The sequence below is a fragment of the Bacillus sp. FJAT-27231 genome, assembly GCF_001183975.1.
Classification (GTDB): Bacteria; Bacillota; Bacilli; order Bacillales; family Domibacillaceae; genus Pseudobacillus; species Pseudobacillus wudalianchiensis.
Window position 1 is genome coordinate 963,095 of the sequence record NZ_LFZU01000001.1, and the last position, 26,028, is coordinate 989,122.

Consider the following 26,028-nt stretch of genomic DNA (forward strand, 5'->3'; position numbering starts at 1 on the left):
TATGTGCGAGACATGTCTTTTAAATTGAATGAAACGATTAGTAATAAACTAGCTTATGAGAATTCAAGGAGGAGCAGAGTATGGGGGCTAACTCAGCATATACAATTTATTCTGAACCAATGTATATCGATGGTCAATGGAAAGACAGCGGCAGTGGCAAAACCCGTCAGATTATTAATCCGGCTACAGAAGAAGTCATTGCTGTAGTTTCAGAAGGCGATGCAGAAGATGCAAAGCGAGCGATTGAAGCAGCCAGGAGAGCATTTTATGAAGACGGATGGCAAGACAGCTCAGCAAGAGAGCGGGCTGTCCTCCTTACGCGCATTGCTGATAAGCTAGAGGAGCGTTTGGAAGAGATAGCGGTGGTGGAGACTTTAAACAACGGAAAGACACTGCGAGAAGCGCGCCATGATGTATTAGATGCCGCCGATCAATTCCGTTATTACGCTGGACTGGCGACAAAACCACACGGGCAGATATACGATGTTCCGGATCACACGCAGGCTATGGTCATAGCTGAACCTGTAGGGGTAGTTGGTCAGATTGTTCCATGGAATTATCCATTGGTGATGGCAACACAAAAAATGGCTCCTGCGCTGGCGGCTGGCTGTACGGTAGTCATTAAGCCAGCTGAACAGACGCCGCTTTCTATTATCAAATTGTTTGAAATCATCGGTGAAGCAGGGTTTCCCTCTGGAGTAGTAAATCTCGTACTTGGCGCAGGGCAAACAGTTGGAGCAGAACTGGCCAGTAATCCATCCGTAGATAAAGTCTCTTTTACTGGCGGATCAAAAACCGGAAAACTTATTATGAAAGCCGCGGCTGATTCTATAAAAAAGGTTGGTCTTGAATTAGGAGGGAAGTCACCTAATATCGTCTTTGCTGATTCAGACTTTGAGACAGCGCTTGATTATGCCCTTTATGCTATATTTGCCAACCAGGGGCAGGTTTGTTCTGCAGGATCTCGATTATTACTAGATGAAGCACTTTACGATCGGTTTGTTCCCGCTCTGGTGAAAAAGGCGCAAGAGATAAGGGTTGGATCTGGAAAAGAACCAGAAACAGTTATGGGGCCATTAATTACAGAAGAGCATCTACAGCGAGTATTGGAGTACATTGAAATTGGAAAACAAGAGGGAGCGACCCTATTATGTGGAGGAAACCGTATTAATAGGAGAGGGTACTTCCTTGAACCTACCATTTTTACCGACACTACTCCAGACATGCGTATTGTCAAGGAAGAAATTTTCGGACCAGTCCTCGTGATCCAGACGTTTAAAACGGAAGAAGAAGCAGTTAAATTGGCGAATGATACACCATATGGTTTAGCGGGAGCTGTATTTACATCCGATGCTGCCAGGGCTATGCGAGTTATACGCAAGCTCCGTGCTGGGATCACTTGGATTAATACTTATCATGCAACTTATAATGAAGCACCTTGGGGAGGATATAAACAAAGCGGAATAGGAAGAGAATTAGGGACTTATGGATTCTCCGAATATTTGGAAGTGAAACAGGTCAATATCAATCTTGATGTGAAGCCAAGCGGCTGGATTAATGGAAACTAACGATGAATTCACTTGCTTCTAAGGAAAATAAATAATTTGTCACCCACAGGAGGGCTATATGGCAGTTGTCGCATGGAATACAATGGGGACGATCAGCAGAGCCATAAGAAAGGGCTTAGTGGAAAGTGAAATAGAAATTATTTTAGGAGATACAAGCATATAGGAAAAACCCGTCAAAACATCTGCCATTGAGCAGATGTTTTTTAACAGAGTGAGGAATAATTAGTGAATGTTGTTGCAGAAAAAGCTGAGTTAAGCAAACAAGATGCTGCTAAAGCGTTGAATGCGTTATTTAAAACGATTTCTAATACGCTTGCTAAGGAAGAAAAAGTCTAGTTGTTGGAGTTGGAACATCTGAGGTGCGTGAATGTGCAGCAACCCACAAACTGGAGAAGAGATACGGGTTGCTGCTTCTAAAGCTCCTGCTTTTAAACTAAGCAAAGAGCTAAAAGAAGCTGTTAATAAGCTATATCTATGGCTGTCTTGAAAAAGGTTCTAAGGATTACTCTTTAGAGCTTATCTTCATTCACTTACGGTGATTAGTTAGTCTGTATTGTGATTTATTTGCTGTTACAATTTGTTCCGAAACATAGAAGAGGTCTTAGGAAAAGTTTTTATTCCATATTTCGTAGAACTTGTTATTCGACTGGACCATAATAAATAGAGGATCCTTTTTGCTCGTGTAAGACACACGAATTATAAGAGAGAAAACTGATTATCGGCAAGAATGGTGACACCCATAGGCGGTTATAATATACTGCACCTTGCACCTCCATTGAGCCTTACAGAAGAAGACTTTACCTTTATCGTACAAACATTAAAAGGGTGCCTGCGTTCGCTGTAAGCACGTAAGAAGACTGTGTTGGGGATGCCAGCACAGCTTTTTTGATGAAAGAAGATTGGAGGTCTTTTTTAACAATTTAGACAATTGTTATGGTACACTAATGATAGAATTCCTCGAAAATGATATCGCTAAGAACTTAATGAGAAGCGCAAAAACAGCGTTTAATGAAAGTTTGCAGCTTTTGGAGGCAGAAAAATGAAAAATGAGCTTCAACTTCTAGGAAAGAAAATTATCGAAAAGAAAGTTCAACTTGCTGAAGAGATACATAATGAAAGGCTGAAGGGAATAAGTGCAAGAGAGAAAGAACAATTAGCACCTGTAGAAGCGGGCATTTTGGAAATGAGAGCTGAATTCATTCATTTGTTTGGTGAAGCTCTTCTTAATTATGCTAAGGAAGAGTTTGTACATGAAAGTATCGCCAAATGGGGAAAAGAAACAGGAGAAGCGATTTTTCAGCTTGGTGTTCCGCTTGATGAGGCGCTAAAGGATACCCGGTTTTATCGGATGTTTATCTGGAAGGCAATCAGAGAAGAAGTGAAAAAAAATCAGATGACGATAGATACGGTTTTCGACGCTAGTTCCATCATTGACGCTCTCTTGGACGAAGCGGTTTACTACTTCAGTTTAACGTTTGTGGAATTTCATGAGCGCATGCTAAATGAAGCCAAAAAGGCCTTTATCGAAGTATCAGCACCTGTTGTGCCTGTAACGAAAGAGATTGCCATTCTTCCGTTGATTGGGAATGTTGATGCAGAGCGTGCGCAGTACTTAATGGAGACCACATTAACTTCAGCAAAAAAATTACAGCTATCTCACCTCATATTAGACTTATCGGGCGTTCTAACCGTTGATACGATGGTAGCCGATCAAATTTTTAAAGTGGTCAACGCTTTAAAGCTTCTCGGGGTAGAAACGATCATAACCGGTATACAGCCAGAAATTTCTCATACACTCGTATCAATTGGAATTGATTTTAAATCTATTCAAACAAAAGCAACGTTGCAGCAAGCGTTAGAGGATTTATACAATTGATGTTTAAATAGCCAAGCTAGCTTGAAAATAAAGGGGAGCAACGGCGGAGGAGGGAGTGTATGGGGCAAGAGCAGCCAATATGGAAATATGCTTTTACATGTGTGATGGTAACGATTAGTACGCTTGGATTTGGCCGCATGTCTTATGGCATTTTAATGCCGTTTATGAAAGAGGACTTGGCACTTACATACGAACAAGCAGGCGTACTTGGTACAGCCACCTCGGTGGGATATTTAGGACTCGTCCTGTTTGCTGGTATTATGGCAGCGAGATGGGGTTCAAAACGATTAGTCGTCATTGGTACATTACTTGTTGCCGCGGGACTATTTTACTTATCTTTTGTACAAAGTTTTCTTTCTTGCATGCTGGGGATGATTCTTCTTGGTATCGGCACCGCTTTTACATATACTCCGCTTGTTAATATCGTCGTCGGCTGGTTTCCGAAGCAGCGTGGGATGATGATTGGCTTTCTCGTCAGCGGACTTGGATTAGGTACATTGATTTCAAGCACATTGATTCCATTTTTTACTGATTGGTTTTCTTTAAACGGCTGGCGCTATCTCTGGGTTTTATATGGAGCACTCTCCTTGTTGTCTGCTCTTACTGCCCATTTAGTCCTGCATGATCCGCCCGTTCCTGCCCGTAAAAATACGGAGGAGCGAGAATCATTATTTCAAGAAGTTTATTTGCATAAACGAGTTTTGCTTGTCGCCCTTATTTATGGACTGATCGGCTTCGCTTACTTAATCCCTCAAAGCTTCTTATTTAGCTTTATGCTAGAGTCCCACATCACCCGTTATGCAGCTGGACAAATTATGGCGTTTGGAGGCTTGTTGTCTATTTTCAGCGGACCGCTGTGGGGGACCATTTCAGACCGGATTGGCCGAAAGAAGTCCTTGCTGATCACCCTTTTTATTGGAGCCATTTCAATGGCTATACCTATTGCATTCCCGGTGAATGCAGGGTTTATCGCTAGCCAGCTTCTTTGGGGAATCACGGTCGTTGGCATGCTGTCACTCATTCAAGCTTTATCGACAGAGCAAATTCATCCAGCCTATGCCCCTATCGCCTTAGGGTATGTGACGGTATACTTTGCTTCTGGACAATTGCTTGGACCGGGTCTTGGAGGATGGATGATTGACCACGTTGGTGGAATCCCTTCCTCTTTTATGCTTTGTAGTCTTTTGTTGCTTTTAGCTTTCGGCCTATCAACACAGCTGCACAAGCAAGCGGCAGCAGAGCAGTTAGTATTGCAAAAGGAACATCATACGACAGATGGTTAAATAAGAAAAAATGTGAAACATAACTAGAGGTGGATAGAGAAACCCGCGTAGCAGTCTCTTTTCTGTCTTTTGGCCTAATTCAATATAGAGCAAAAGGTATGTAGAGTTCTAGCAGGAATGTTTCTCTTTTTGTCGAAATATATGAAGAACAAAGGAGGAAGCAAAAATGGAAACATTAACAGAAAGAGAACAAGTCATCCTTGCTTATTATGTTCAATATTATCTTGGGAACGATCCCAACCATATAGCTGAACTTCATAAACTAATGATGGAGGGAATGCCTTCTTACCCAGAACGAATGGAGCAGTTAACAAAAGAAGGGCTGCTTAATGGTACAGAGGTTATTCCTTCGGTTCCAATAGAAAACGGCGGAGACAAAATCACGCAGCCGATGATTACGAACAAGGGCATACTTTATATTGACAATATTTTAAATATCCAGTCCTACGCGGTTGAAGGGAATAAGCTATCTTATATAAAGAATAGTTTATTAACGAATAACCTGCAGTTGTCCGTTGATGCTATTTCTGCCTATGTTAAAACAGCAGTTGGCATTGAATAAACAGCAGTAAGAAAGCTTTTCGAAAAGTGAGTGAATCAGCTCATTTTAGAAGAGCTTTTTTTATGTCCAAAATGATTATTTGTCCTTTGCATTTTTTGGTGGAATGGCGTCTTTTTATTTAGGAGGAATAGGAAAGAGTAAGCAGAGAATTTGCACGTTATGTTCTTATGTGTAAAATGAGGGTAGAAAAAAAGGGGGAAAGATACTAAGGAGGCCTAAGAACGAGAGTGACGATAATGAAAAAAGAAAAAGTAGATGAATCTAAATATATTCAACAGCACTTAGCGAATGAACGAACTTTTCTTGCATGGCTGCGCACAGGCATTGCTGTGGTGGGGATCGGTTTTTTAGCTGTAACGCTGCATTTTAATTACGGATCAAAGGTTAGTGAAGTAACGGACAAAATCACCTTGCTGATGATGATCTTTGCTCTGGTTGTCGGTCTTTCCATTTTAGTTACAGGGGCGATTAGCTATTTTGTGAAGCGGAGAGAAATCAATGAAACGTCTTTTCGTTCATCGGCTATCATGATTGCTGTAGCCACGATCGCTGTCAGTGTGTTGGTCTTACTGCTTGGAGTTTATTTTATCCTAGTGTTATAAGAGATTGTTAGAAGAAAACCTTCCGAAAAAATATTGACTGGACAATGAATTTGATTTAATATACACAAGGGGGTATACTAAATTTATAGCCAATATGCTTTGGAAATCTATTTGATTTAGTTGGAGGGAACTATGTTTATTCTTTTAGGCGTGATCGTATTGTTGATATTGCCTATGTTATATAAGCGTTACGTACCGGTTGGCGGAACAGAAGAGATTCAGGAATGCCATAATAACGAGAATGTCTCATTGGTTGATGTTCGCGATTTTCATGAAGCCAGCCGAAATCCAGTTTCGTCTGCTGTTCATATTCCTTTGCCTTACTTGGCAAGACAGCATAACGAAATTTCTAAGAAAGAAGTCATTGTGATCGTATCCGACAAAGTACTGCTTAATTTAAGCGTCCGCCAATTAAAAAAATATGGCTTTGACGTAAAAGGGTACTGTTGCAAAAAGAATACCATTTACTCACCGCTATCAGTATAAAATAACTTATATGAAAAGGGTTCTTTGACTGCCGGGATGCATAATCGATAAATTTAAACAGAAAAAGGTAAAGCAGGCTCATTGTGCTAATGAGCCTGCTTTATTATTATTTTTTAAACGAATGGTTTGAGAAATAGAAGGGATAGGGGTGTTTAAAGATGGCCGATTTTTATACGAGCGATAGGAAATGAGTTCGCCGTTCTGATTAGTGACATCCAGTTGCAAGAGGTAGGAACCCCTTTTCTCCATATAGTAGGAGACCTCCTTGTCCTCTAATGTATAGAAGTTGAACGTTGTTCCTAGCCACGTTTTAGCCGTCATTTTCGTGTCGGGATGGGTTGAAATATACTCATCTAGTTTAGCGATAGAGGTAGAAGGCGGAGTAGCCAACTCTATTGCTTTTTCTTTTACATAATCTGCCGCCTGGCTAAACGTATCCTTCACTTTTTCAACTAATTTATTTTTTTTCATATGCAACATCCTCCTCACTTTTTATCCTTATTCCCGTTTTCCTAATAGATTATCAGAAAAATTTTTCTGTTTATTTATCGAATCGAAGTATTTGCTGAAATTCAACGATAACATGTCAAAATTATAATCTCTATCTGAAGTGAGAGGTCTTTTTTAATCATTCAAAGCGTTTTCTATAAAACGCTTTCGGTTAATTGTTCTCATTAATAGATTAATTAAATCCAAACAATATATTGGTTGGATTGATTCTTGGAACATACAATAACTAGCAAGGGGATACACAATATTTTTAACGACCGCTTGAAATAATCTTGCTAAAAAGGAAATACAATACTAAACAGCAGAAAGGATGAGGGGGATCATGCTCCCGCAAAAACAAGGACTTTATGACCCAGCCTTTGAACGTGGCGCGGCAGCGGATTTGTTGCCCATGGTGAAGGAACAGCTTCCTGCAGTGTTGTTAAATAAGGTTTATCTGAAGCCTCGTGGCGGCTAGGGAGGTGATCCGCTCACAGAGGATGGATTCGGAATTATGGTTCAGCTTCCTCATCAATTTTTTCAAACGGCTTGTTCACAACTGAGCATATCAAGTAAAGAGGAGTATGGTGTTGGAATACTCTTTTTGCTGCAAGAGACTCAGAAGCAGAGATTACACAAAAGCATGTTGAATGACATGATTGCTGATGAGGGAAGGATTTGATTGGCCGGCGCAGTTCGTGCCCATTGCAGCTGGTGATGGGCGCAGAAGCTAAAGTTTGGTCGTTTGGGCCATCCAGAAAGGGTGTAGTGCCGCCGGGGAATGTGATCGCTATCTTATGAAGAAGGAATGACTGTTATAAATAAAAAACAATGGGAGGGAGAGGAGAGTATGACACGGTTTAGCAAAGAAGAGATTTTTAGATTAGTTCGGGAAGAGAATGTGAGATTTATCCGGCTGCAATTTACGGATATTTTAGGAACAATTAAAAATGTGGAGATCCCGTCATCACAGCTGGAGAAAGCGCTGAGCAATAAGATGATGTTTGATGGTTCCTCTATTGAGGGGTTTGTCCGGATTGAAGAGTCAGATATGTACTTGTATCCAGACCTAAATACATTCGTGATTTTCCCTTGGACGGCCGAAAAAGGAAAAGTTGCCAGATTTATTTGTGATATTTATCATCCAGATGGCACGCCTTTTGAAGGAGACCCTCGCAGTAATTTGAAGAGAGTGTTGAATGAAATGAAGGAATTAGGATTCACGAATTTCAATGTTGGGCCTGAACCGGAATTCTTTCTATTTAAGCTGAATGAAAAAGGAGAGCCGACACTTGAATTAAACGATAGTGGCGGTTACTTTGATCTTGCTCCTACAGATCTAGGTGAAAACTGCCGGCGTGACATCGTATTGGAATTAGAAGAAATGGGATTTGAAATTGAAGCTTCTCATCATGAGGTGGCACCCGGTCAGCATGAAATTGATTTTAAATATACGGATGCAGTGAAAGCATGCGATGACATCCAAACATTTAAACTAGTCGTGAAAACAATTGCCCGTAAGCACGGCCTGCATGCGACCTTTATGCCAAAACCGCTGTTCGGCGTGAATGGCTCCGGTATGCATTGTAACTTGTCCTTATTCAGGGATGGGGAGAACGTTTTTTATGATAAAGATGGAGGTTTGGCGCTGAGTAATACGGCCAGACAGTTTGTAGCTGGTATTTTGAAGCATGCTCCGAACTTCACTGCGATTACCAATCCGACAGTGAATTCATATAAAAGATTAGTTCCGGGATACGAAGCTCCTTGTTATGTAGCCTGGTCAGCGAGAAACAGAAGTCCTCTGATCCGCATTCCGGCTTCTCGAGGGATGAGTACACGAGTGGAGGTGCGTAGTGTGGATCCTTCGGCTAATCCATATATGGCGATGGCTGTCCAGCTCGCTGCCGGATTAGATGGCATTAAAAATCAATTAACACCGCCGAAAGCGGTCGATCAAAATATTTACGTCATGTCTAAACAAGAGCGAGAGGATAACAGCATTGTTGATTTGCCAGCTACTCTTGCTCAGGCGATCAAAAATTTTCAAGGAGATGAAGTCATGACACGGGCTTTAGGCCCTCACTTGTGTGAACGTTTTATTGAAGCGAAAATAATTGAATGGGATTTGTTCCGTACGCAAGTTCACCCGTGGGAGCGTGAGCGGTATATTATGCAATATTAAAACGGGGTTGTTTTAAAAATTTAATAGAAAAGAGTGATGGCGAGTGTGTGGGATAACAGGGTGGGTTGATTGGCAGCAAGATTTGACAACTCAGGCATTCATCGTGGAAAAAATGGCGCATACGTTAGCGAGACGCGGTCCAGATGCTTCGAATGTATGGAGCAGCCGTCACGTGTCTCTTGGTCACACTCGGCTCATTGTTGTAGATCCGGCTGGCGGAACTCAGCCAATGGAAAAAGAAGTAAATAAGCAGACTTATACGATTGTATACAACGGAGAGCTTTATAACACGGAAGATCTTCGCAAAGAGTTAGTAAAGACAGGGCACGTTTTTCGCTCTCATTCTGACACGGAAGTCTTGTTGACGGCTTATATAGAATGGGGAGAGAAATGTGTAGACTATCTAAATGGAATTTTTGCCTTTGCTGTTTGGGATGAGAGGAAAGAACAGCTTTTTATCGCAAGAGACCGTCTTGGAGTTAAACCGCTTTTCTACAAGGAGGGAAATAGATCCATTTTATTCGGCTCTGAATTAAAAGCTATTCTATCTCATCCTAAGGTGAAGAGTGAGGTAGGAAGAGAAGGACTCCAAGAAGTATTTGGATTAGGACCGTCTCATACTCCGGGCCATGGGGTTTTCCGTGGAATCAACGAGCTTAGGCCGGCTCACGCACTTACCTACTCTCGGAACGGGTTGAAAATTTGGAGGTATTGGAATGTAAAGAGTAAGAAACATAGTCACTCACTAGAGGAAACGGTGGAACAAGTCAGATTTCTTGTGAAGGATGCAGTCGAACGGCAATTGACAGCTGATGTGCCGGTCTGCACGTTTTTATCAGGAGGAGTCGATTCGAGCGCGATCAGCCAGTTTGCATCTGATTTTTTTAGAGAAAAAGGCCATGGATCGCTTCATACGTACTCTATTGATTATGTCCATAATGATCAATACTTCCAAGCAAGCACTTTCCAGCCTGAGGAAGATAGACCGTGGATTGAAAAGATGCAGCAGCATTTAGGGACGGTCCATCATGCGGCTGTTATTCAAAACGATGAGCTGTCCGATTACTTAACGAAAGCTGTAAAAGTGAGAGATTCGCCGGGAATGGCGGATGTTGACTCTTCCTTGTTATGGTTTTGTGAACAGATTAAACCTCACTTTACTGTTGCTTTATCTGGTGAGTGTGCAGATGAAATTTTTGGGGGCTATCCGTGGTTTTATCGAGAAGAACTGTTAAAGGATGAAGGTTTTCCTTGGATGAAATCTCAAGAGGAAAGACAGCAATTGCTTCTTCCGCACTGGCAGCAACGGCTGGATCTCGCAGCATATGTACGAGACCGGTACGAAGAGACTGTCCGGGAAACCCCTCAATTAGATGGAGAAAGCCCGTTGGAAGCACGTCGCCGGGAAATGTTTTATTTGAATATGATTTGGTTTATGACGACATTGCTTGAGCGCAAAGATCGAATGAGCATGGGAGCGAGCTTGGAGGTGAGAGTTCCATTTGCTGATCATCGGCTTGTAGAGTACGCCTGGAATATCCCCTGGGAGATGAAAATGCTGAATGGAAGGGAAAAAGGAATTTTGCGCCAGGCTCTGGAAGGGGTTTTGCCTCATGCTATACTTTACCGGAAAAAAAGCCCTTATCCCAAAACTTATCATCCAGAATACACTGCAAGAGTAAAGAAACAGTTAACGAACATTATGAGCAATCCCTCATCTCCTATCCTTGAATTACTCTCAAAAACAAAAGTGACAGATATTATTCGCTCAAACGGCTCCTCCTTTAAAGTGCCTTGGTTTGGCCAGCTTATGACGGGTGTACAGCTTATTGCTCATCTCGTCCAGATCAATGAATGGCTCGAACAGTACAACATTAATATTCTAGATAACTAAACATCAGGGGTGAGTTCCCGCTGCGTTACTATAAGGTCGCAGTGGTGAACTGGCCTAAAATAAAAGTGGAGGAATGCGAATGGATGACTTGTACCTATTAAACAGTATATGGATTATGGCGGGGACGATTTTAGTAGTTTTAATGCAAGGTGGCTTTATCTTGCTGGAGGCTGGGTCAACACGAATGAAAAATGCCGGGCATATTGCTGGAAAAACGGTTTTTACATTTGGGGTTGCTTCGATCGTATTTTGGGCGGCTGGTTACGGTTTTATCTTTGGAGACAACGCTAACTTTTTTGTTGGGTTATCTGAGTTTTTCTATTCTAGTGATAAAGTGTAAGAGATAAGTTACTCAGCTGCTGTGTTTTTCATGTTTCAACTGGCACTTGCAGGAATCTCCCTAACTATCGCTTTCGGAGGATTCGCCGAGCGGGCCGAGTTTTCAGTTTATCTTGTTTTTGCTCTTATTTTTTCAGCGATTATTTATCCTGTCGTAGCCCATTGGATATGGGGAGGGGGCTGGCTGCTCATGGCAAGCAGGACTTTGAGGGGTCTACAGTCGTTCACTATGTATTTATTGTGTCATTCGTTGCTTTAGTTATTATGAAAAAATTAATGAACGGACTACGGGTAACGGAAGAAGAAGAGTTGGTGGGGTTGGACTTAAGTGAGCATGGCAGCTATGGATATCCTGAAGCGTTCGTAGTGAAAGAACAAAGGATAGCGAAGTAACTCTGTTTCCTTTATAAATAAAAAGGTGTGCAGATAGATCCCTTTTATTTAGTGTACGAGTTATTAATACGACGGTATGATAGGTGTGTTGTCACTCATCCGCTAAGTCTCATGCAGAACGGCTAGGGAGAGAGCCCTTACTGCTGCTAGGTATACAGGGCCACTCCAGCTAGACCGGAAAGAATAATGACAACTGCTGGGTGTAAACGGAATTTTGTTAATGCCAGCAAAGAAAAAACAAATATTAGCAAAAGGCTGAATGATTCGTTGGATAAGGTAGTAACCATGCCGCTGGAAAAGGCGAATTTAATGGCTGCATATACAATCAAGCTAACGATAATCGGACGCAATCCATAAAAAGCGGACTGGACAATAGGGTTTTTGTTTGCCCGGTAAAAGAAAACAGCTAAAATTAGAATGATAATAAGTGAAGGCAAAATGACACCTAACGTCGAAGCAACAGCACCGGCAAAGCCGGCTGTGTGATAGCCGACGAAAACAGCGCAATTTGTAGCGATTGGTCCCGGTGACATGCCGGCAATGCCGATAATGTCAGTAAACTCCTCGGTCGTCATCCATTGATGAGCGGTCACTTCCATCTCAATAATAGGGATTGTTGCATATCCTCCTCCAAACGAAATAAACCCAATGATAAAAAAGGTCTTAAATAGTTCGAGTAACATCATGAGCTGTGCTCACCCCAGTTTTTGCTTGAGTCCATCAAGCTTTGTTTTGTAGCCGAGCCATGTTCTAATTTTAACGAGACAAATCCCGGCAGCAATTCCTCCAAGAATCATCACAACAGGATGAACATGAAGGAAAAATAACAGAAGAACAGCAATACTAGCGATCACAAGTGTTGTTTTGTCAATAATCGCTGTTGGGGCAAGTTTATAAGCGGCTAAGCAGATTAGAGCCACAACAGCTGGGCCGATGCCATGAAAGGCTGCTTCAATCTTCGGGTTATCGTTGAAATAAAGATAGAAAATACTGAGCCCCACCACAATGAGGAAGGTAGGGAGCAGGATGCCGATCATAGCTGCGATGGCCCCGCTGACACCAGCAATTCGGTAACCTACAAAAGTAGCTGAGTTAATTGCCATCGCACCGGGAGCAGAGCCCGCCAGCGCTACAACATCTGTTATATCACTTGTTTTCATCCATTTCTTTTTAATCACTACTTCCTTTTCAATGAGAGGGATCATCGCGTAGCCACCCCCAAACGTAACAGGGCCAATCTTAAAAAAAGTGAAAAATATGTCCGCTAACAGATTCCAATTTTTGCTCATTTGAACACCTCTTTACGTTTCTTCTGTAGCAGTCTCTATAGTATAACATTCTTTATTCCGTTTTGGTAATAAGTTTTTTATTCCTCCCATGAAGTCAAAAGAATAGAGAATTCAATAGGATAATATAGCTGCTTTAGACAAAATAAATAGAAAAACAAAGGTGATCCTTTAATAAGTATAAATGATTTTTGTGCTTAAATAATTAAAAATATATGAAAAAAGTATAAAAATTGACCTTTACAATATGACTTTTGAATTTTTAAATAAATCTTTTGACTGAAATGGATAAAACACTTAAAATAGTAGCAATAAATAAAAAATTCAGAAAAGAGGGGAAGAAAAAAAGTGCTGAGATCGAGAGCGTGAAAACAGCTAATCTAGCACGATATTCGACAGAAAATACAATGAGCAAAGGGAGGATCTACATGACAACTGTAGCAAGAGAGGTAAAAACAGCTAATTTATATATCGATGGAGAGTGGGTAAAGCCTGTTTCTAAAAGTTATTTTGATGTCGTGAGTCCAGCGACAGGAGAAGTTGTACTAAAAGCAGCACTGGGGAGTGAGGAGGATACAAAAAAAGCAATTGACGCTGCTGTTGCTGCTTTTCCTGAATGGTCAGCTAAGACAGGGAAGGAGCGGGCAACAATCCTTACCCGTTTATATCAATTGATGCTTGAGCATTCAGAAGCTTTAGCAGAATCTGTTTCAATTGAAATGGGGAAGCCGATTCAACAAGCGCGTGGTGAGGTAATGAATGCCGCTGAATACGTCCTATGGAATTTGGAAGAGGGAAAACGCATTACGGGAGAGATTGTTCCTTCCTCTGTTAAAAATAGGAGATTACAAGTGATTAGGCAGCCAATTGGACCAGTTGCCGCCATTACACCGTGGAACTTCCCGCTTGGCATGATAACGAGAAAGTTGGCTCCTGCACTCGCAGCTGGCTGCACAGTCGTTTTAAAGCCAGCTGAACAAACACCAGGAAGTGCTATTTTATTTTTTGAGCTGGCAGAAAAAGCAGGAATCCCAAAAGGGGTTATCAATTTAGTAACAGGTTCTCCTGAAAAAATCGGAGACGTTTTATTATCTGATAAAAGAATTCGAAAAATTACATTTACAGGGTCGACAAATGTCGGAAAGCTTTTATTGAGAAAAGCAGCCGATCAAGTGAAGCGGGTATCCATGGAACTTGGAGGACATGCACCGTTCATCGTCTTTGAAGACGCCGACTTGGATCATACGATTGAGCAGTTAATCCGCTGTAAGTTTCAGAATTGCGGACAAACGTGCATTTCTGCCAATCGTATTTACGTACAAGAATCTATTCAAGAGCGGTTTCTATCGCTTTTAAAAGAAAAAACAGAGTCGCTTCGCGTCGGCAGTGGTCTCGAGAAAGAAGTAGACGTAGGACCTTTAGTTAGCAAGGAAGGGTTGAGTAAGGTTGAAGAGCAAGTAAATGACGCCGTAAAACAGGGAGCAACACTTGTAACCGGAGGCGAAAAGCAGAAAGTGGACGGCTATGAAAATGGTTATTTTTATAAGCCGACTATTTTAGCGGGTGTGACAGATGAGATGTTAATTGCGACAAACGAGACATTCGGTCCAGTGGCGCCGATTTTCACGTTTAAAACCGAAGAAGAAGTGATTACGAAAGCAAATGATACGGATTACGGATTAGCTGCCTACTGTTTTACAAATGATTTATCGCGTTCTGTGCGTGTATCGGAAGCTCTGGAATATGGCATGGTTGGAATCAATGATACGGTTCTCTCCCAAGTAGAAGGTCCGTTTGGCGGCATTAAAGAGAGTGGTATGGGGCGCGAAGGCGGTACGGATGGACTCGACGATTTTCTAGAAAAGAAATTTATTTCAACGATTATTTAACAGTTAATAGCCTATGAACGATTGAATAAGACAGGAGGAGATTCGAGTGAGTAACACAACGGGAAAAATCAGCATTGAACAATTAAGGGAATTAGATAGAAAGCACTTTTTGCATCCAACTACTGCTATTAAACATCACCAGCAAAATGGCCCCTCTCTCATTGTGGAAAAAGGAGAAGGAATCTACCTAACAGATGTAAATGGAAAAAAATATATTGACGGGATGTCTTCACTTTGGAATGTGAACATCGGTCATGGGCGTGAAGAAATTGCGCAAATAGCTGGTGAACAAATGCAGAAATTGGCTTTTAGTTCTTGTTTTCAAGGGATGTCTCATGAACCCGTCATCCGCCTGGCGGAAAAGATTGCTGAATTGACGCCTGGGGACTTGAATGTCAGCTTTTTTACATCGGGCGGTTCTGAATCAAATGACACAGCTTTTAAGCTAGTGCGCCATTATTGGAAATTAAAAGGAGAGGAGAAACGCACAAAGATCATCGGACTGAAACGGGGATACCATGGTATAACAGTCGGTGCCACGAGTGCCACAGGGATCGAGCAATTTCAAAATATGGCGACTTCGCAAGCTCCGGGTTTTATTCATGCTACGACAAGATTTCAGACGGACTGTGAACGAGGAGACCGCACAGCGCCGGATTTCGCTGGCAGCATGAGAGGAATCATTGAGAAAGAGGGAGCTGACACAGTTGCGGCTGTCATCTTAGAGCCGGTGCAAGGAGCTGGAGGAATGTTCATTCCACCGGAGGGATACTTGCAGGCTATCCGGGAGCTTTGTGATGAGTATGGCATTTTAATGATAACGGATGAAGTGATTTGTGGCTTTGGCCGTACAGGAAAAATGTTTGGAGTGGATAATTGGAACGTCGTGCCAGATATCATGACAGTCGCTAAAGGAATTACGAGTGCATACAGTCAATTAGGGGCTGTCATTATGAGAGAGTCATTGCGCGATGAAATGGCTGTGCTGTCAGAAGGCCCGTTTTTCCATGGATTTACTTATAGCGGCCATCCTGTTGCTTGTGCTGTTGCGTTGAAAAATATTGAAATCATTGAAAGAGAAAATTTAGTTACGAATGCTAAACAAATGGAAGCTGAACTTAAGAAAGGGTTTGCCCGTTTAGAAGAGAAGCATCCGATCGTAACAAAAACAAGAGCGATCGGGCTGCTGGCAGCTTTTGAATTATATAAAGATCGGGAGAAAGAAATTCCTTTTGCTCCTTCTGAAGAGGCGGCTCCAAAGCTTGTTCAAGAATGCCTAAAAAGAGGATTGATCGTGCGGCCGGTCACGTTTGAAGGGGCCAATACTATTGTTATTGCTCCGCCTTTAACGATCACAAAAGAACAAGTAGAAGAGATGATTGGAATTTTTGATGAGGCATTGAGCAGAGTCGAAGAGCAGTTAAGCTAAAGTGTAGCGTGTAATTCTTATGAGGGTTGAAAGAAACAAGAGCAATTTCAACAAAATCAAAAACGGATGTGTTTGGGATTGCTCTTCATAAGGAGGGAAATAGTGAGTACAGCTAATCAACAAGGGCAGCAGAGCTTGCAAAGAGTGCTGAAAACAAGGGATTTAGTCATATTTGGCCTCATTTTTATTTCGCCTAACTCTGCACAGTCTTTATTCGGGGAGTTAACATTTACTTCTGGAGGACACGGGGTGTTAGCGATCTTTGTCGGATTGATTGCAATGATTTTTACAGCTGCAAGCTATGGGAAAATGGCTTCTATCGTACCGAAAGCTGGTTCGACATACAGTTACGTAACACACAGCTTAAATCCAGGCTTAGGCTTTATCGCCGGCTGGGCCATTCTGCTAGATTATTTGATTTTTCCTATGATGATTTACAAATTGAGTTCTACCTTTGCCATGGAGTTATTTCCATTTGTTCCTTTATGGCTTATGCTGCTCATCTTGATCATTCCAATGACTTTCTTCAATTACCGGGGAGCTAAGTTGTCCGCTCATCTAAACACCATAATGTTAATAGTGAAGTTGATTAGCGTCTTTCTTTTCATAGGATGTGCGGCGTATGCCCTCATCATGGATGGAGGAATAGCGAATCTCGTTCAAGTGAATGGGCTCTATAAAGCAGAAACGTTTTCTGTAAACGCTTTAATCGCAGGAGCTTCTATTGCTGTACTTGCTTATATTGGGTTTGATGGCATTACGGCATTAGCTGAAGATGCCCAAGTGTCAGGTAAAACGGTGGGGAGAGCTGCCATCATTACGTGTGTAATCAGCTCTTTGCTCATTGGGATTCAGGTTTATTTTGCTTCAGTGATCCAATCGCAAGTAGGCAAAATAAAACATATAGATACCGCCTTTTACGATATAGCTGCCGTGGTGGGAGGGAGCAGTCTGGCGGTCATCACAACAGTGATTCTTGTTGTGACCGGAACAGCAACAGCTTTAGCTGGACAGGCTTCAGGATCCAGGGTGCTGTTCAGTATGGGGCGTGACGGGGTTCTTCCGGCTTTTTTTGCTCAGCTGCACCCAAAGTATAAAACACCTGTTTACAGTGTTTTTCTATTAGCTGTATTGGGCTACGTTGGAGCACTTATGATTCCTATTAGTGTCTTTTTTCTAATTGTTGTGTTCGGAGCGATTGTCGGTTTTATCTTCGTTAATATTTCTGTCATCGCAGAATGTTTTATCAAGAGGAAAGAAAGAAGAGGAAAAGACTTTTTCACACACTTCATTTCTCCTTTACTTGGAATTAGTGTATGTGTATACATTTTGCTTGGAATGGAATTGGTGGGACAAGTTGTCGGTATTTGCTGGCTGTTGATAGGGGGACTTGTCTTAATGATTAAGACACAAGGCTTCCGAAAAGAAGTGAGCGCTCTGAATATCGATCAATAAAGGGGAGGAGTGAGTGTTCTTTTGTTTTTATTCCGTAATGGTTAAAAGTATTCTGAAAAATAGGCTAAAAATATTTTTTTTGAATTCAACTAAAAAACTTTTGACTGAAATGGATTAAAGATTTAAAATAAAAATAATTCAGAAAACTATTATTACCATAAGTAAAATAAGAACCTTATACATGAGAATGTGAAGAGGGAGGTACACAGGAATGATAGAGGTAAAAGTAACGATGCTGGGGACGGGGAGTCCAAGACCTGATCTCGAACGTTCAGGTCCAGCACAAGTTTTAAGCGTTGGTGATACACACATTTTAGTGGATTGCGGCGAAGGAACGACTGCCCAGCTGATGAAAGCAGGCATTGCGCCAGAACAGATTCATTATTTATTTATGACCCATCTTCATTCTGATCATCTATTCGGATATGGACAGTTTTTGCTAGGGGGATGGGGGCTTGGGCGACGCAAGCTTACCATTGTCGGTCCGAAGGGAATGAAACAGTTTCACGAAACGATTCTTCATTTGTTTGCAGAAGACATTTCTTACCGTACATCACTCGGCAGGCCAGGGAACGGCGTGTTAGATGTTAATATTATTGAAATTGATGAGCCGGGGGAAATTCATTGTGGGCTGCCATGGAAGATTACGGCTGCTGAGATGGTTCACAACGTACTGACGTATGGCTACCGTTTTGAAATAGGAGAAAAAACAGTCGTCCTATCAGGAGACACGGCCCCTACACCAGACATCGTAAAACTTTCAAAAGATGCTGACCTTCTCGTTATTGATGCTTGCCTGGCACCGACCGGGGTGTATCGCAACACAGACAGCGCAGAACTGAAGGAGATTTGGGATAACTTGCAAAGAGAACACTGTACACCAGAACAGGCAGGCAGAATTGGCAGGGAAGCCGGAGTGAAAACGCTCGTTCTAACTCATTTTCTTCCCAACATTAATGAGGAAGAGACAAAGCAGGAGACAGCTGCCGTATTTGATGGAGAGATCATTGTCGGCAGAGATCTTCAAGTTATTCCAGTAACCAATACTGTATCGGTCCATCATTAAGGATGATTTAGGAAAATATGTAATGAGACTCATCTTGATTGTTCACCTCAGATGTTGAAAAGAATATAAACAATTCATAGGTAACGAAGCCTTGTGAGCTTTGAAAAATCAGGCAATTCCAAAGGAAACGATAAATGAACCACTTTATTCTTTGGGATTGCTTTTTATGAGGGGGAAAACAATGAGTGTAATGAATCAAGGAGACCAAAGTCTCAAAAGAGTGCTGCGAACGAGGGATCTAGTCATTTTTGGATTGATTTTTATTTCGCCGAATTCTGCTCAATCTCTGTTTGGGGGGTTAACGTTTACTTCGGGAGGTCATGGAGTTTTAGCTATTTATGTAGGGCTGATTGCCATGATTTTCACCGCCATAAGCTATGGGAAAATGGCTTCCATCGTTCCAAAAGCAGGTTCAACCTATAGTTATGCAACCCACAGTTTAAATCCAACGCTAGGGTTTATTGCAGGGTGGGCCATCCTATTAGATTACTTGATTTTCCCGATGCTTGTCTATAAGTTAAGCTCCTCCTTTGCGATCCAGTTATTTAGCTTTATTCCATTGTGGGTCATGCTGCTCGTTTTAATTATCCCGATGACCTACTTTAACTATCGGGGAGCTAAGCTGTCTGCCCATTTGAATACAGTCATGTTAGTGATTAAACTAATCAGCGTTTGCTTGTTTGTAGGGTTTGCTTTGTATGCGCTTACAAACGAGGGGGGAATCGGAAGTTTATTTGATATAAAAGGAATCTATCATAAAGAATCCTTTTCCATGAATGCTTTAATAGCAGGAACATCTATCGCGGTTCTCTCTTATATTGGCTTTGATGGAATTACAGCGCTTGCCGAAGATGCCAAAGTATCAGGAAAAACTGTTGGGCGAGCTGCGATTATTACGTGTGTCATTAGTTCATTTTTAATTGGGATTCAAATTTATTTTGCTACGCTCATCCAAAATAAATTAGGCGCCTTGAAAAATGTGGATACCGCTTTTTATGATATTGCCATTGCTGTTGGCGGCAGCGGCTTAGCGGCAGCCACTACGATCGCCCTCGTTCTAACTGGAACAGCCACTGCTTTAGCGGGGCAGGCATCAGGCTCAAGAATTCTCTTCAGTATGGGAAGGGATGGTGTTTTGCCGGCTTCCTTAGCTTACTTGCATCCGAAATATAAAACACCGGTGTATAGTGTTTTAATCTTGGCTGTGTTAGGTTATATCGGCGCTTTACTTATTCCTATTCAAGTCTTTTTCGTGATTATCGTATTCGGGGCGATTATCGGGTTCATTTTTGTAAACGTTTCCGTTATCATTGAATTCTTTGTGAAGAGAAAAGAGAGAACAGGCAAAGACTTTTTTGCTAATCTCATCTCACCCATTTTAGGAATTATCGTCTGTCTGTATATTCTGCTCGGAATGGAGACAATCGGACAAGTGGTCGGTGTTTGTTGGCTGTTAGTCGGCGGAGTGGTTCTGGCTATTAAAACACAAGGATTCCGAAAAGAAGTAAGCACGATGAATATAGAGCAATAAAGAATAGAAAATAGCTCCCTTCACAATGAGGGAGCTATTTTCGTGTAAAGTCATTCATTACGCCATCGTATGATCGGTTAAATAGTGGTCAATGACCATACGGCCAGCTCCGATAGCGCCGGCATTTTCCCCAAGCTGCCCACGAGTGAAAATGATTTCTTGATCAGAATAAAGGTTTTTACAGCGATTTGCGGCCGTTTCGGTCACTGCTTCATAAAATAAGTTCATCCTTGTGTACGTAGGTCCACTTAGGATAATAACGTCAGGAAAGAGGACGCGAGCTAGGTTTGCTAGCCCAACACCAGCATAGTAGGCAGCGTTTTTGACAATGCGTGTAACGAGAGGATCATTTTCATTTACTGCCCGGCAGATATCCTCGAAATCTATGTCTTTAGAGTCTTTAGTCCATTCGGTGATGATAGAAGGAGCCCCTTGTTCGAGACTAGCAAGGATATCTTCTTTCATCGCAGCAATAGAGGAATAGGCATTAACACAGCCATTGCTGCCGCAAATACACTTCCTGCCGTGCAGATCCACAATCATATGTCCTTGTCCCAGCATGCCTACCTTATCTGTTCCACGGATGAGCCGGCCGTCCATAATCATAGCTGTCCGCGTGCCGGTTCCTTTAATAACATGTACAACATTTTTATATTTTTTAAACGGTTCTTGATGATATTCTGCTAGAAGCGCTGTGTTTGCCCCATAGTCGAGCAGCGTGTGCCATTGCAGTTTTTCACTTAACAATTCAGTGATCGGCACATTTTGCCAACCGCTAGATGGGAATTGGATTGGGTTTAAAATCATTCCCTTTTCACGATCTAATGGTCCGATTGTCCCGATGCCAGCTCCTAGTATTTGATCAGACGTCAGCTGAAATTTATTCAGCATGTGTAGAACCTGAGAAGAGATGAAGTCAGTTGTAAAAGCAGGAGTAGATGTTTCGTTCATTCTGAGGTTTGCTTCATCTAGAACCGTAAGTCGAAGGTTCATCAATAATACTTTCGTATACGTTCTAGATATATCAATGCCGATCACGTAACTGGCATCTTCTTTTATGTCGTACATGAGCGGCTTACGTCCCCCGCTTGATTCTCCATACCCGCTTTCAACGATAAGCCCCATATCTATCAGTTCATCAATCAGTCGAGAACACGTTGTCTGTCTCATCCCTGTGTACTTAATTAAATCACTTTTGGAAACGGGGCCGTGCTCTATGATCAAACTATACAATTCCTTTAAGCTTTTTTCTTTTTGGGATAAAGCTCCTGTCAGTTGTTTTAGCATTTTTGTCCTCCGGTTTTACTTTCAATACAAACATTATAACGATTCCTGGCAAAATGGTCATATAATTCATTTATTTTGAAGAGACGAACGATAAAATAAATGAAAGAAATGGACTGTTGAGCATAAGAATAAGCCGTGCTCTGCTTGTATAAGGAAGGATTTTTATAAAAATTTATCAACAATTCCGGGATACATACGTGAAAAAGTGATACTATCTAAATAACTTTGAAAGGCGGTGGGAAGCGAGTATATATTTTAGAAGAGCGGATTGGTAGTTGTGTAAAAGTGACATAGAAAAGGAGAGTTCTGTATGACAGTAAAAGTGGAAGATCAAGTGCTGCAATGGTTTGATTATTTTCACCAGCACCCTGAAGTGAGCTGGCAAGAAGAAGGGACCACGCAAAGAATTACGGAAATCTTAGATGGGTTAGGAGTCTCTTACCGCCGGTTTCCAGACGTAACGGGAGTCATGGCGGAGATTGGCGAGGGAGATCAAACAGTGGCTGTCCGTGCCGATATTGATGCATTGTGGCAAGAGGTAGATGGAGTGTTTCAAGCCAATCATTCGTGCGGCCATGATGCTCATATGTCGATGGTGTTAGGCGCTTTGCTTTATTTGCGGAATGAACCGCTTAATAAGAAAGTCCGCTTTATTTTTCAGCCGGCTGAGGAAAAAGGAAATGGTTCGGTCGCTATGATTGACCGAGGGGCAATGGAAGGAGTGACCCATCTTTTTGGTGTGCACGTACGCCCGAAAGAGGAGCTTTCATTTGGACAATTTGCACCAGCCATTCATCACGGAGCTGGTATTTTCTTGGAAGGAAAAATTATTGGGGTAGATGCCCATGGAGCACGTCCTCATCAAGGAAAAAACGCTATTGATGTGATTGTGGCCTTTCACCAATGGATCAAGTCAATTTATCTATCACCATTCGAAACCTACTCGGCTAAGCTGACAAAAATTTTAGCGGGGGGAGAGAGTGTCAATATTATCCCAGGAACAGTTGAGTTCTCTGTCGATGTACGTGCCCAGAAAAATGACACATTGCGAGTTCTGCAAGAACGCTTAACAGAAGGCTTGGAAGGATTGAAGAAGCTCTATGGCGTAGAGATAGAAGCGAATTGGATTGACTATACCCCGGGAGCGGAAGTATCAGAGGAAGCGGCAGCTGTTGCTGAAGAAGCTATTCGTTATGTAGCAGGAGACGAGGCTCTTGCACCGCCAGTTGTTACCTCTGGAAGTGACGATTTTCATTTCTATACGATTAAACATCCGGAAGTAAAAGCGACGATGATTGGCGTAGGAGCAGATTTAGTGCCAGGACTTCATCATCCCCATATGACATTTAACAGATCCGTATTGGATACCGGTGCAAAAATTTTAGCAGAAGCACTTAAAAGAGCTTAGTAGAGAAAAAGTTTTTATAAAAATAAAAAATCGAATTGACGTACAGCCATTGACCAGTTATTATTACCCTATTAACGTCCATTATGCGACAATTGAAAGTTTTCGAAAAAAAGAAAGATTGGGGTAAGAGAATGAAAAAAGAGATGTCTTTTTGGGTAGCCATTATTCCGCTGGCTGTCATGATTGCTGTCATGGCTGTAACTGTAGTAGTTTTAGAGCAAGGACCGCACATTCCATTGATTGTTGGTACAACGACAGCCGCACTTGTCGCCTGGCGTTCAGGATTTAAGTGGGAAGAAATTGAAGAGGCCATGTATAAAGGGATACGACTCGCACTTCCGGCTGTTGTTATTATTATGCTTGTCGGTTTAACGATTGGTGCTTGGATCGGCGGAGGCATTGTCGCCACGATGATCTATTATGGATTGAAAATTATTACACCGTCATTATTTTTAGTATCGATTACCATCATTTGTTCTATCGTATCTTTAGCGATCGGAAGCTCTTGGTCTACAATGGGAACGATTGGTGTAGCAGGAATGGGAATTGGCCTCAGTATGGGAATTCCTGCACCAATGATTGCCGGGGCTGTTATTTCAGGTTCTTATTTTGGGGATAAAATGTCACCGCTTTCAGATACAACGAACTTAGCTGCAGGTTTGACAAACACGGATTTATTTGTCCATATTCGTCATATGTTCTATACGACCATACCGGGGTTAATTATTACGTTAGCTGTATACGCGTTTTTAGGAAGAAGTTTTGGTGAAAGCGGAATTGATACAGCTGACATTCAACAAACCATGAATGTACTTCAAGAGAACTTTGTCATCTCACCATTTTTACTGCTTATTCCATTGCTTGTTATTGTATTAGTGGCTAAAAAGGTGCCTGCCATTCCGGCCTTAATTATCGGAATTGTTCTCGGTTTCGCCTCTCAAGTCTTTATTCAGGGCGGCTCTTTTACAGGAGCAATTGCTGCCCTGCAAAGCGGTTTCGTCATTGATACAGGAAACGAAATGGTGGATAACTTATTTAACCGCGGCGGTTTAGATTCCATGATGTATACCGTTTCCATGACGATTGTGGCCATGACCTTTGGCGGCGTTCTAGAGTACACGGGAATGCTTGAAGTGATTGTTAAACAAATCTTGAAGTTGGCGAAAACAGGAAAAACGCTCGTTGCCTCAACAGTTGTTTCTTGCTTTGCGACAAACGCTTCTTGTTCGGAACAATATATTTCGATCGTTATTCCGTCGAGAATGTATGCAAAAGCCTATCAGGAAAAGGGACTTCATTCGAAAAACCTGTCTCGTGCTCTTGAAGATGGAGGAACATTAACGTCTGTATTCATTCCGTGGAATACGTGCGGAGTGTTTATACTCGGAACGCTCGGTGTTCATACATTTGAGTATGCACCATATGCAATATTGAATTTTGTCGTGCCAATTCTTTCTATCATTTATGCATTAACCGGATTCTCTATTGTAAAGCTGACAGATGAAGAGAAATTAGCATTAGCACAGCAAGAGGAAACTACATTAAATCAATAAGAAGTGAAGACAAGCAAGACAGGTGTTTTCAGTTAGCCTGGTGCATTGCAGATAAGCTCCTCTCTACACTCTAAAAAAGGAAAGAAAAAGCTCGTTTCATAGAACTTTTTCTTTCCTTATTAGTAAATAGGCATATTTAATTCGTAAATTGAACGAGGACGTCCTTGTTGATACGTCATTTCTTCACCAACAATTTTCACAAAGCCATGATCGACGAGCTTTTTTAAGATCCGTTCAGTTGACCGGCGTGTGACCTGCAAGTAGTCCGAGAGGTCAGCAGCTGTAAATTGAAGGGATTGCCGAGACTTACTAAATTGAATGATTTTTGATATATTTGCAGGGCTAAGCTTTGTTTCTTTGGCGATTTGCAACCATTCGGGATGATCATTTTTTAACCGTTGGGTTTTCTTTTCTTTTGGAAAAGGACCGAGCAGTTCTTTGTCTTCTGTCAGTATGTAGCCGCAACTTTCAGGTTCGTGATGGGCCGCAAAACTGCGGGCAATTTTCGCATTTTGATTGGCTTCTGCGGCTGTAAATCCATAGCCAAAGCCGACAGCTACAGGCTCTTGCCAATTGAGAAGAAACTCGTGGAAGGCCTCGCTGTTCATGACGATTTCAATATCACCACGGGTGCTGTACAGTAAAAAAGCAGTTTCCGATGATGGCTGAATGGTAGCGTTCATTTTGCGGGCAAATGCAGCCAAATGTTCTTTCTGAGTAGCCTCTGTCTGCTTTAAGGAAATATAGCCGGCTGCGATTGTAGCCGAGTGGCTTTTCGTTAGTTCTGCTTGCGCTTTTGCATTTTGTAAGCCGTGTATCAATGATTTGACCGGATCGATCATCCTCTGGGCGGGAACACCGAGCTGTTGAAGTTTGTCATACACAGCATGGATACTTGTTAACGCTCTATCACTTTTTCCTGCTTGAAAGAGAGAGTAGTGAAAATCAACGATATCATTAATATCAAATTTATTTGGCAATTTATCCGCGTAATCCATTATATAAAGAGGGACGTCGCGAAAGCCGATATCGGCAAGAATGTTTTGAATAAATGAAGATTCAGTCAAATCGATCGAAATTCGCTCTAATGAAATATGTTGATGAGAAATAAGAGAAAGAAGAGAAATGGCAATCGCTGTTTCATCCTGTTCTAGATAAAGAGAAGGAATCGGCATTGACTCATGTACTTCTTTAGAAAAATAGTAAGGTAAAGCTCCTGAGAAAAACAAAATATCGCAAGGTTTTAGATGTTTGACCAGCTCGGCGGCTTCTTCCGGCCGATCATATACATACGGCTCAATGTCAATTTCTCCGACTTGAGGTGCAACAGAGAGAATCGTACGGATAAAATCCGCTGAACCGATTACAGCAATCTTAATGGTCATGGTTCCAGCTCCTATACAAAGATAAAAGTTCAGCTATTTAGCGACTATTTAACGATAACTAT

21 protein-coding genes and 4 pseudogenes are annotated in these 26,028 nt (G+C 41.8%); 20 read left to right on the plus strand and 5 right to left on the minus strand.

Going from position 1 to position 26,028, the window contains the following annotated elements; translation table 11 throughout:
* Window positions 1–80: 80 nt before the first annotated feature.
* The 8 genes and pseudogenes from AC623_RS04545 to AC623_RS04575 all read left to right on the plus strand — a co-directional run bounded on the left by AC623_RS04545 (window position 81) and on the right by AC623_RS04575 (window position 6,377).
* Entirely contained in the window at window positions 81–1,568 is a 1,488-nt protein-coding gene (locus AC623_RS04545) for an aldehyde dehydrogenase family protein (RefSeq protein ID WP_049660966.1), read from the plus strand.
* A gap of 225 nt (window positions 1,569–1,793) precedes the next feature.
* Window positions 1,794–2,055, plus strand: a pseudogene (locus AC623_RS04550) (HU family DNA-binding protein).
* 215 nt (window positions 2,056–2,270) lie between these two features.
* Window positions 2,271–2,412 (plus strand): annotated as a pseudogene (locus AC623_RS21865) (aspartate aminotransferase family protein); the annotation flags it as partial.
* A 195-nt stretch (window positions 2,413–2,607) separates the two neighbouring features.
* Window positions 2,608–3,444 carry an STAS domain-containing protein gene (locus tag AC623_RS04555; protein WP_049660967.1) on the plus strand — a complete coding sequence of 279 codons (837 nt, stop codon included), beginning with the start codon at window positions 2,608–2,610 and terminating at the stop codon, window positions 3,442–3,444.
* A 59-nt stretch (window positions 3,445–3,503) separates the two neighbouring features.
* Window positions 3,504–4,727 carry a YbfB/YjiJ family MFS transporter gene (locus tag AC623_RS04560; protein ID WP_049660969.1) on the plus strand — a complete coding sequence of 408 codons (1,224 nt, stop codon included), beginning with the start codon at window positions 3,504–3,506 and terminating at the stop codon, window positions 4,725–4,727.
* 166 nt (window positions 4,728–4,893) lie between these two features.
* Window positions 4,894–5,289 (plus strand): hypothetical protein, encoded by a 396-nt coding sequence (locus tag AC623_RS04565; protein ID WP_049660970.1) that lies wholly within the window; start codon window positions 4,894–4,896, stop codon window positions 5,287–5,289.
* Window positions 5,290–5,525: 236 nt separating this feature from the next.
* Entirely contained in the window at window positions 5,526–5,891 is a 366-nt protein-coding gene (locus AC623_RS04570; protein ID WP_049660972.1) for a YidH family protein, read from the plus strand.
* Window positions 5,892–6,023: 132 nt separating this feature from the next.
* A complete protein-coding gene (locus AC623_RS04575) occupies window positions 6,024–6,377 on the plus strand; it encodes a rhodanese-like domain-containing protein (protein WP_049660973.1) in 354 nt (117 codons plus the stop codon).
* Window positions 6,378–6,455: 78 nt separating this feature from the next.
* On the opposite strand, the gene AC623_RS04580 is transcribed toward AC623_RS04575, so the two are convergent.
* Window positions 6,456–6,848, minus strand: a complete 393-nt coding sequence (locus tag AC623_RS04580) for a hypothetical protein (RefSeq protein ID WP_049660976.1) — start codon at window positions 6,846–6,848, stop codon at window positions 6,456–6,458.
* 511 nt (window positions 6,849–7,359) lie between these two features.
* Between AC623_RS04580 and AC623_RS22235 the strand changes: the two are divergent.
* From AC623_RS22235 to AC623_RS20910, 5 genes and pseudogenes are all read left to right on the plus strand, one after another.
* Window positions 7,360–7,548, plus strand: a pseudogene (locus AC623_RS22235) (hypothetical protein); the annotation flags it as partial.
* On the plus strand, window positions 7,545–7,667 hold the full coding sequence (locus AC623_RS22075) for a hypothetical protein (RefSeq protein ID WP_269429904.1): 123 nt from the start codon (window positions 7,545–7,547) through the stop codon (window positions 7,665–7,667). The pseudogene AC623_RS22235 and the gene AC623_RS22075, both read left to right, overlap by 4 nt.
* A gap of 49 nt (window positions 7,668–7,716) precedes the next feature.
* Window positions 7,717–9,051 (plus strand): type I glutamate--ammonia ligase, encoded by a 1,335-nt coding sequence (gene glnA, locus AC623_RS04585; RefSeq protein ID WP_049660977.1) that lies wholly within the window; start codon window positions 7,717–7,719, stop codon window positions 9,049–9,051.
* A 43-nt stretch (window positions 9,052–9,094) separates the two neighbouring features.
* Window positions 9,095–10,945, plus strand: coding sequence for an asparagine synthase (glutamine-hydrolyzing) (asnB, locus tag AC623_RS04590; RefSeq protein ID WP_049660979.1), 1,851 nt, complete (start codon window positions 9,095–9,097; stop codon window positions 10,943–10,945).
* A 79-nt stretch (window positions 10,946–11,024) separates the two neighbouring features.
* Window positions 11,025–11,677: pseudogene (locus AC623_RS20910) on the plus strand (hypothetical protein).
* A 146-nt stretch (window positions 11,678–11,823) separates the two neighbouring features.
* Here AC623_RS20910 and AC623_RS04600 read toward each other — a convergent pair.
* Together AC623_RS04600 and AC623_RS04605 are read right to left on the minus strand one after the other, a co-directional pair.
* Window positions 11,824–12,363, minus strand: coding sequence for a chromate transporter (locus tag AC623_RS04600; RefSeq protein ID WP_082174326.1), 540 nt, complete (start codon window positions 12,361–12,363; stop codon window positions 11,824–11,826).
* 9 nt (window positions 12,364–12,372) lie between these two features.
* Window positions 12,373–12,966: a chromate transporter gene (locus AC623_RS04605; protein ID WP_049660981.1), complete on the minus strand. Its 594-nt coding sequence runs from the start codon at window positions 12,964–12,966 to the stop codon at window positions 12,373–12,375.
* Between the two features lie 425 nt (window positions 12,967–13,391).
* Between AC623_RS04605 and AC623_RS04610 the strand changes: the two genes are divergently transcribed.
* The 5 genes from AC623_RS04610 (at window position 13,392) to AC623_RS04630 (ending at window position 20,333) form a co-directional block, all read left to right on the plus strand.
* Window positions 13,392–14,852: an NAD-dependent succinate-semialdehyde dehydrogenase gene (locus AC623_RS04610; RefSeq protein WP_049660983.1), complete on the plus strand. Its 1,461-nt coding sequence runs from the start codon at window positions 13,392–13,394 to the stop codon at window positions 14,850–14,852.
* Between the two features lie 46 nt (window positions 14,853–14,898).
* Entirely contained in the window at window positions 14,899–16,281 is a 1,383-nt protein-coding gene (locus AC623_RS04615) for an aminotransferase family protein (RefSeq protein ID WP_197090941.1), read from the plus strand.
* A gap of 102 nt (window positions 16,282–16,383) precedes the next feature.
* Window positions 16,384–17,736 carry an APC family permease gene (locus AC623_RS04620; RefSeq protein WP_231603366.1) on the plus strand — a complete coding sequence of 451 codons (1,353 nt, stop codon included), beginning with the start codon at window positions 16,384–16,386 and terminating at the stop codon, window positions 17,734–17,736.
* Between the two features lie 211 nt (window positions 17,737–17,947).
* Entirely contained in the window at window positions 17,948–18,802 is an 855-nt protein-coding gene (locus AC623_RS04625) for an MBL fold metallo-hydrolase (protein WP_049660985.1), read from the plus strand.
* A 181-nt stretch (window positions 18,803–18,983) separates the two neighbouring features.
* The gene (locus tag AC623_RS04630; RefSeq protein WP_231603368.1) at window positions 18,984–20,333 is read left to right on the plus strand and encodes an APC family permease; all 1,350 of its coding nucleotides are present in this window, start codon (window positions 18,984–18,986) and stop codon (window positions 20,331–20,333) included.
* A gap of 57 nt (window positions 20,334–20,390) precedes the next feature.
* Here the strand turns inward: AC623_RS04630 and AC623_RS04635 are convergent, their stop codons facing one another.
* On the minus strand, window positions 20,391–21,620 hold the full coding sequence (locus AC623_RS04635) for an ROK family transcriptional regulator (protein ID WP_049660986.1): 1,230 nt from the start codon (window positions 21,618–21,620) through the stop codon (window positions 20,391–20,393).
* A 310-nt stretch (window positions 21,621–21,930) separates the two neighbouring features.
* Between AC623_RS04635 and AC623_RS04640 the strand changes: the two genes are divergently transcribed.
* Together AC623_RS04640 and nhaC are read left to right on the plus strand one after the other, a co-directional pair.
* Complete coding sequence (locus tag AC623_RS04640; RefSeq protein ID WP_049660988.1) at window positions 21,931–23,028, plus strand: amidohydrolase; 1,098 nt, start codon at window positions 21,931–21,933, stop codon at window positions 23,026–23,028.
* Between the two features lie 131 nt (window positions 23,029–23,159).
* Window positions 23,160–24,581 (plus strand): Na+/H+ antiporter NhaC, encoded by a 1,422-nt coding sequence (gene nhaC / locus AC623_RS04645; protein ID WP_049660989.1) that lies wholly within the window; start codon window positions 23,160–23,162, stop codon window positions 24,579–24,581.
* A 119-nt stretch (window positions 24,582–24,700) separates the two neighbouring features.
* Here nhaC and AC623_RS04650 read toward each other — a convergent pair whose 3' ends face one another.
* Entirely contained in the window at window positions 24,701–25,966 is a 1,266-nt protein-coding gene (locus tag AC623_RS04650) for a transcriptional regulator (protein ID WP_049660990.1), read from the minus strand.
* Window positions 25,967–26,028 lie beyond the last annotated feature (62 nt).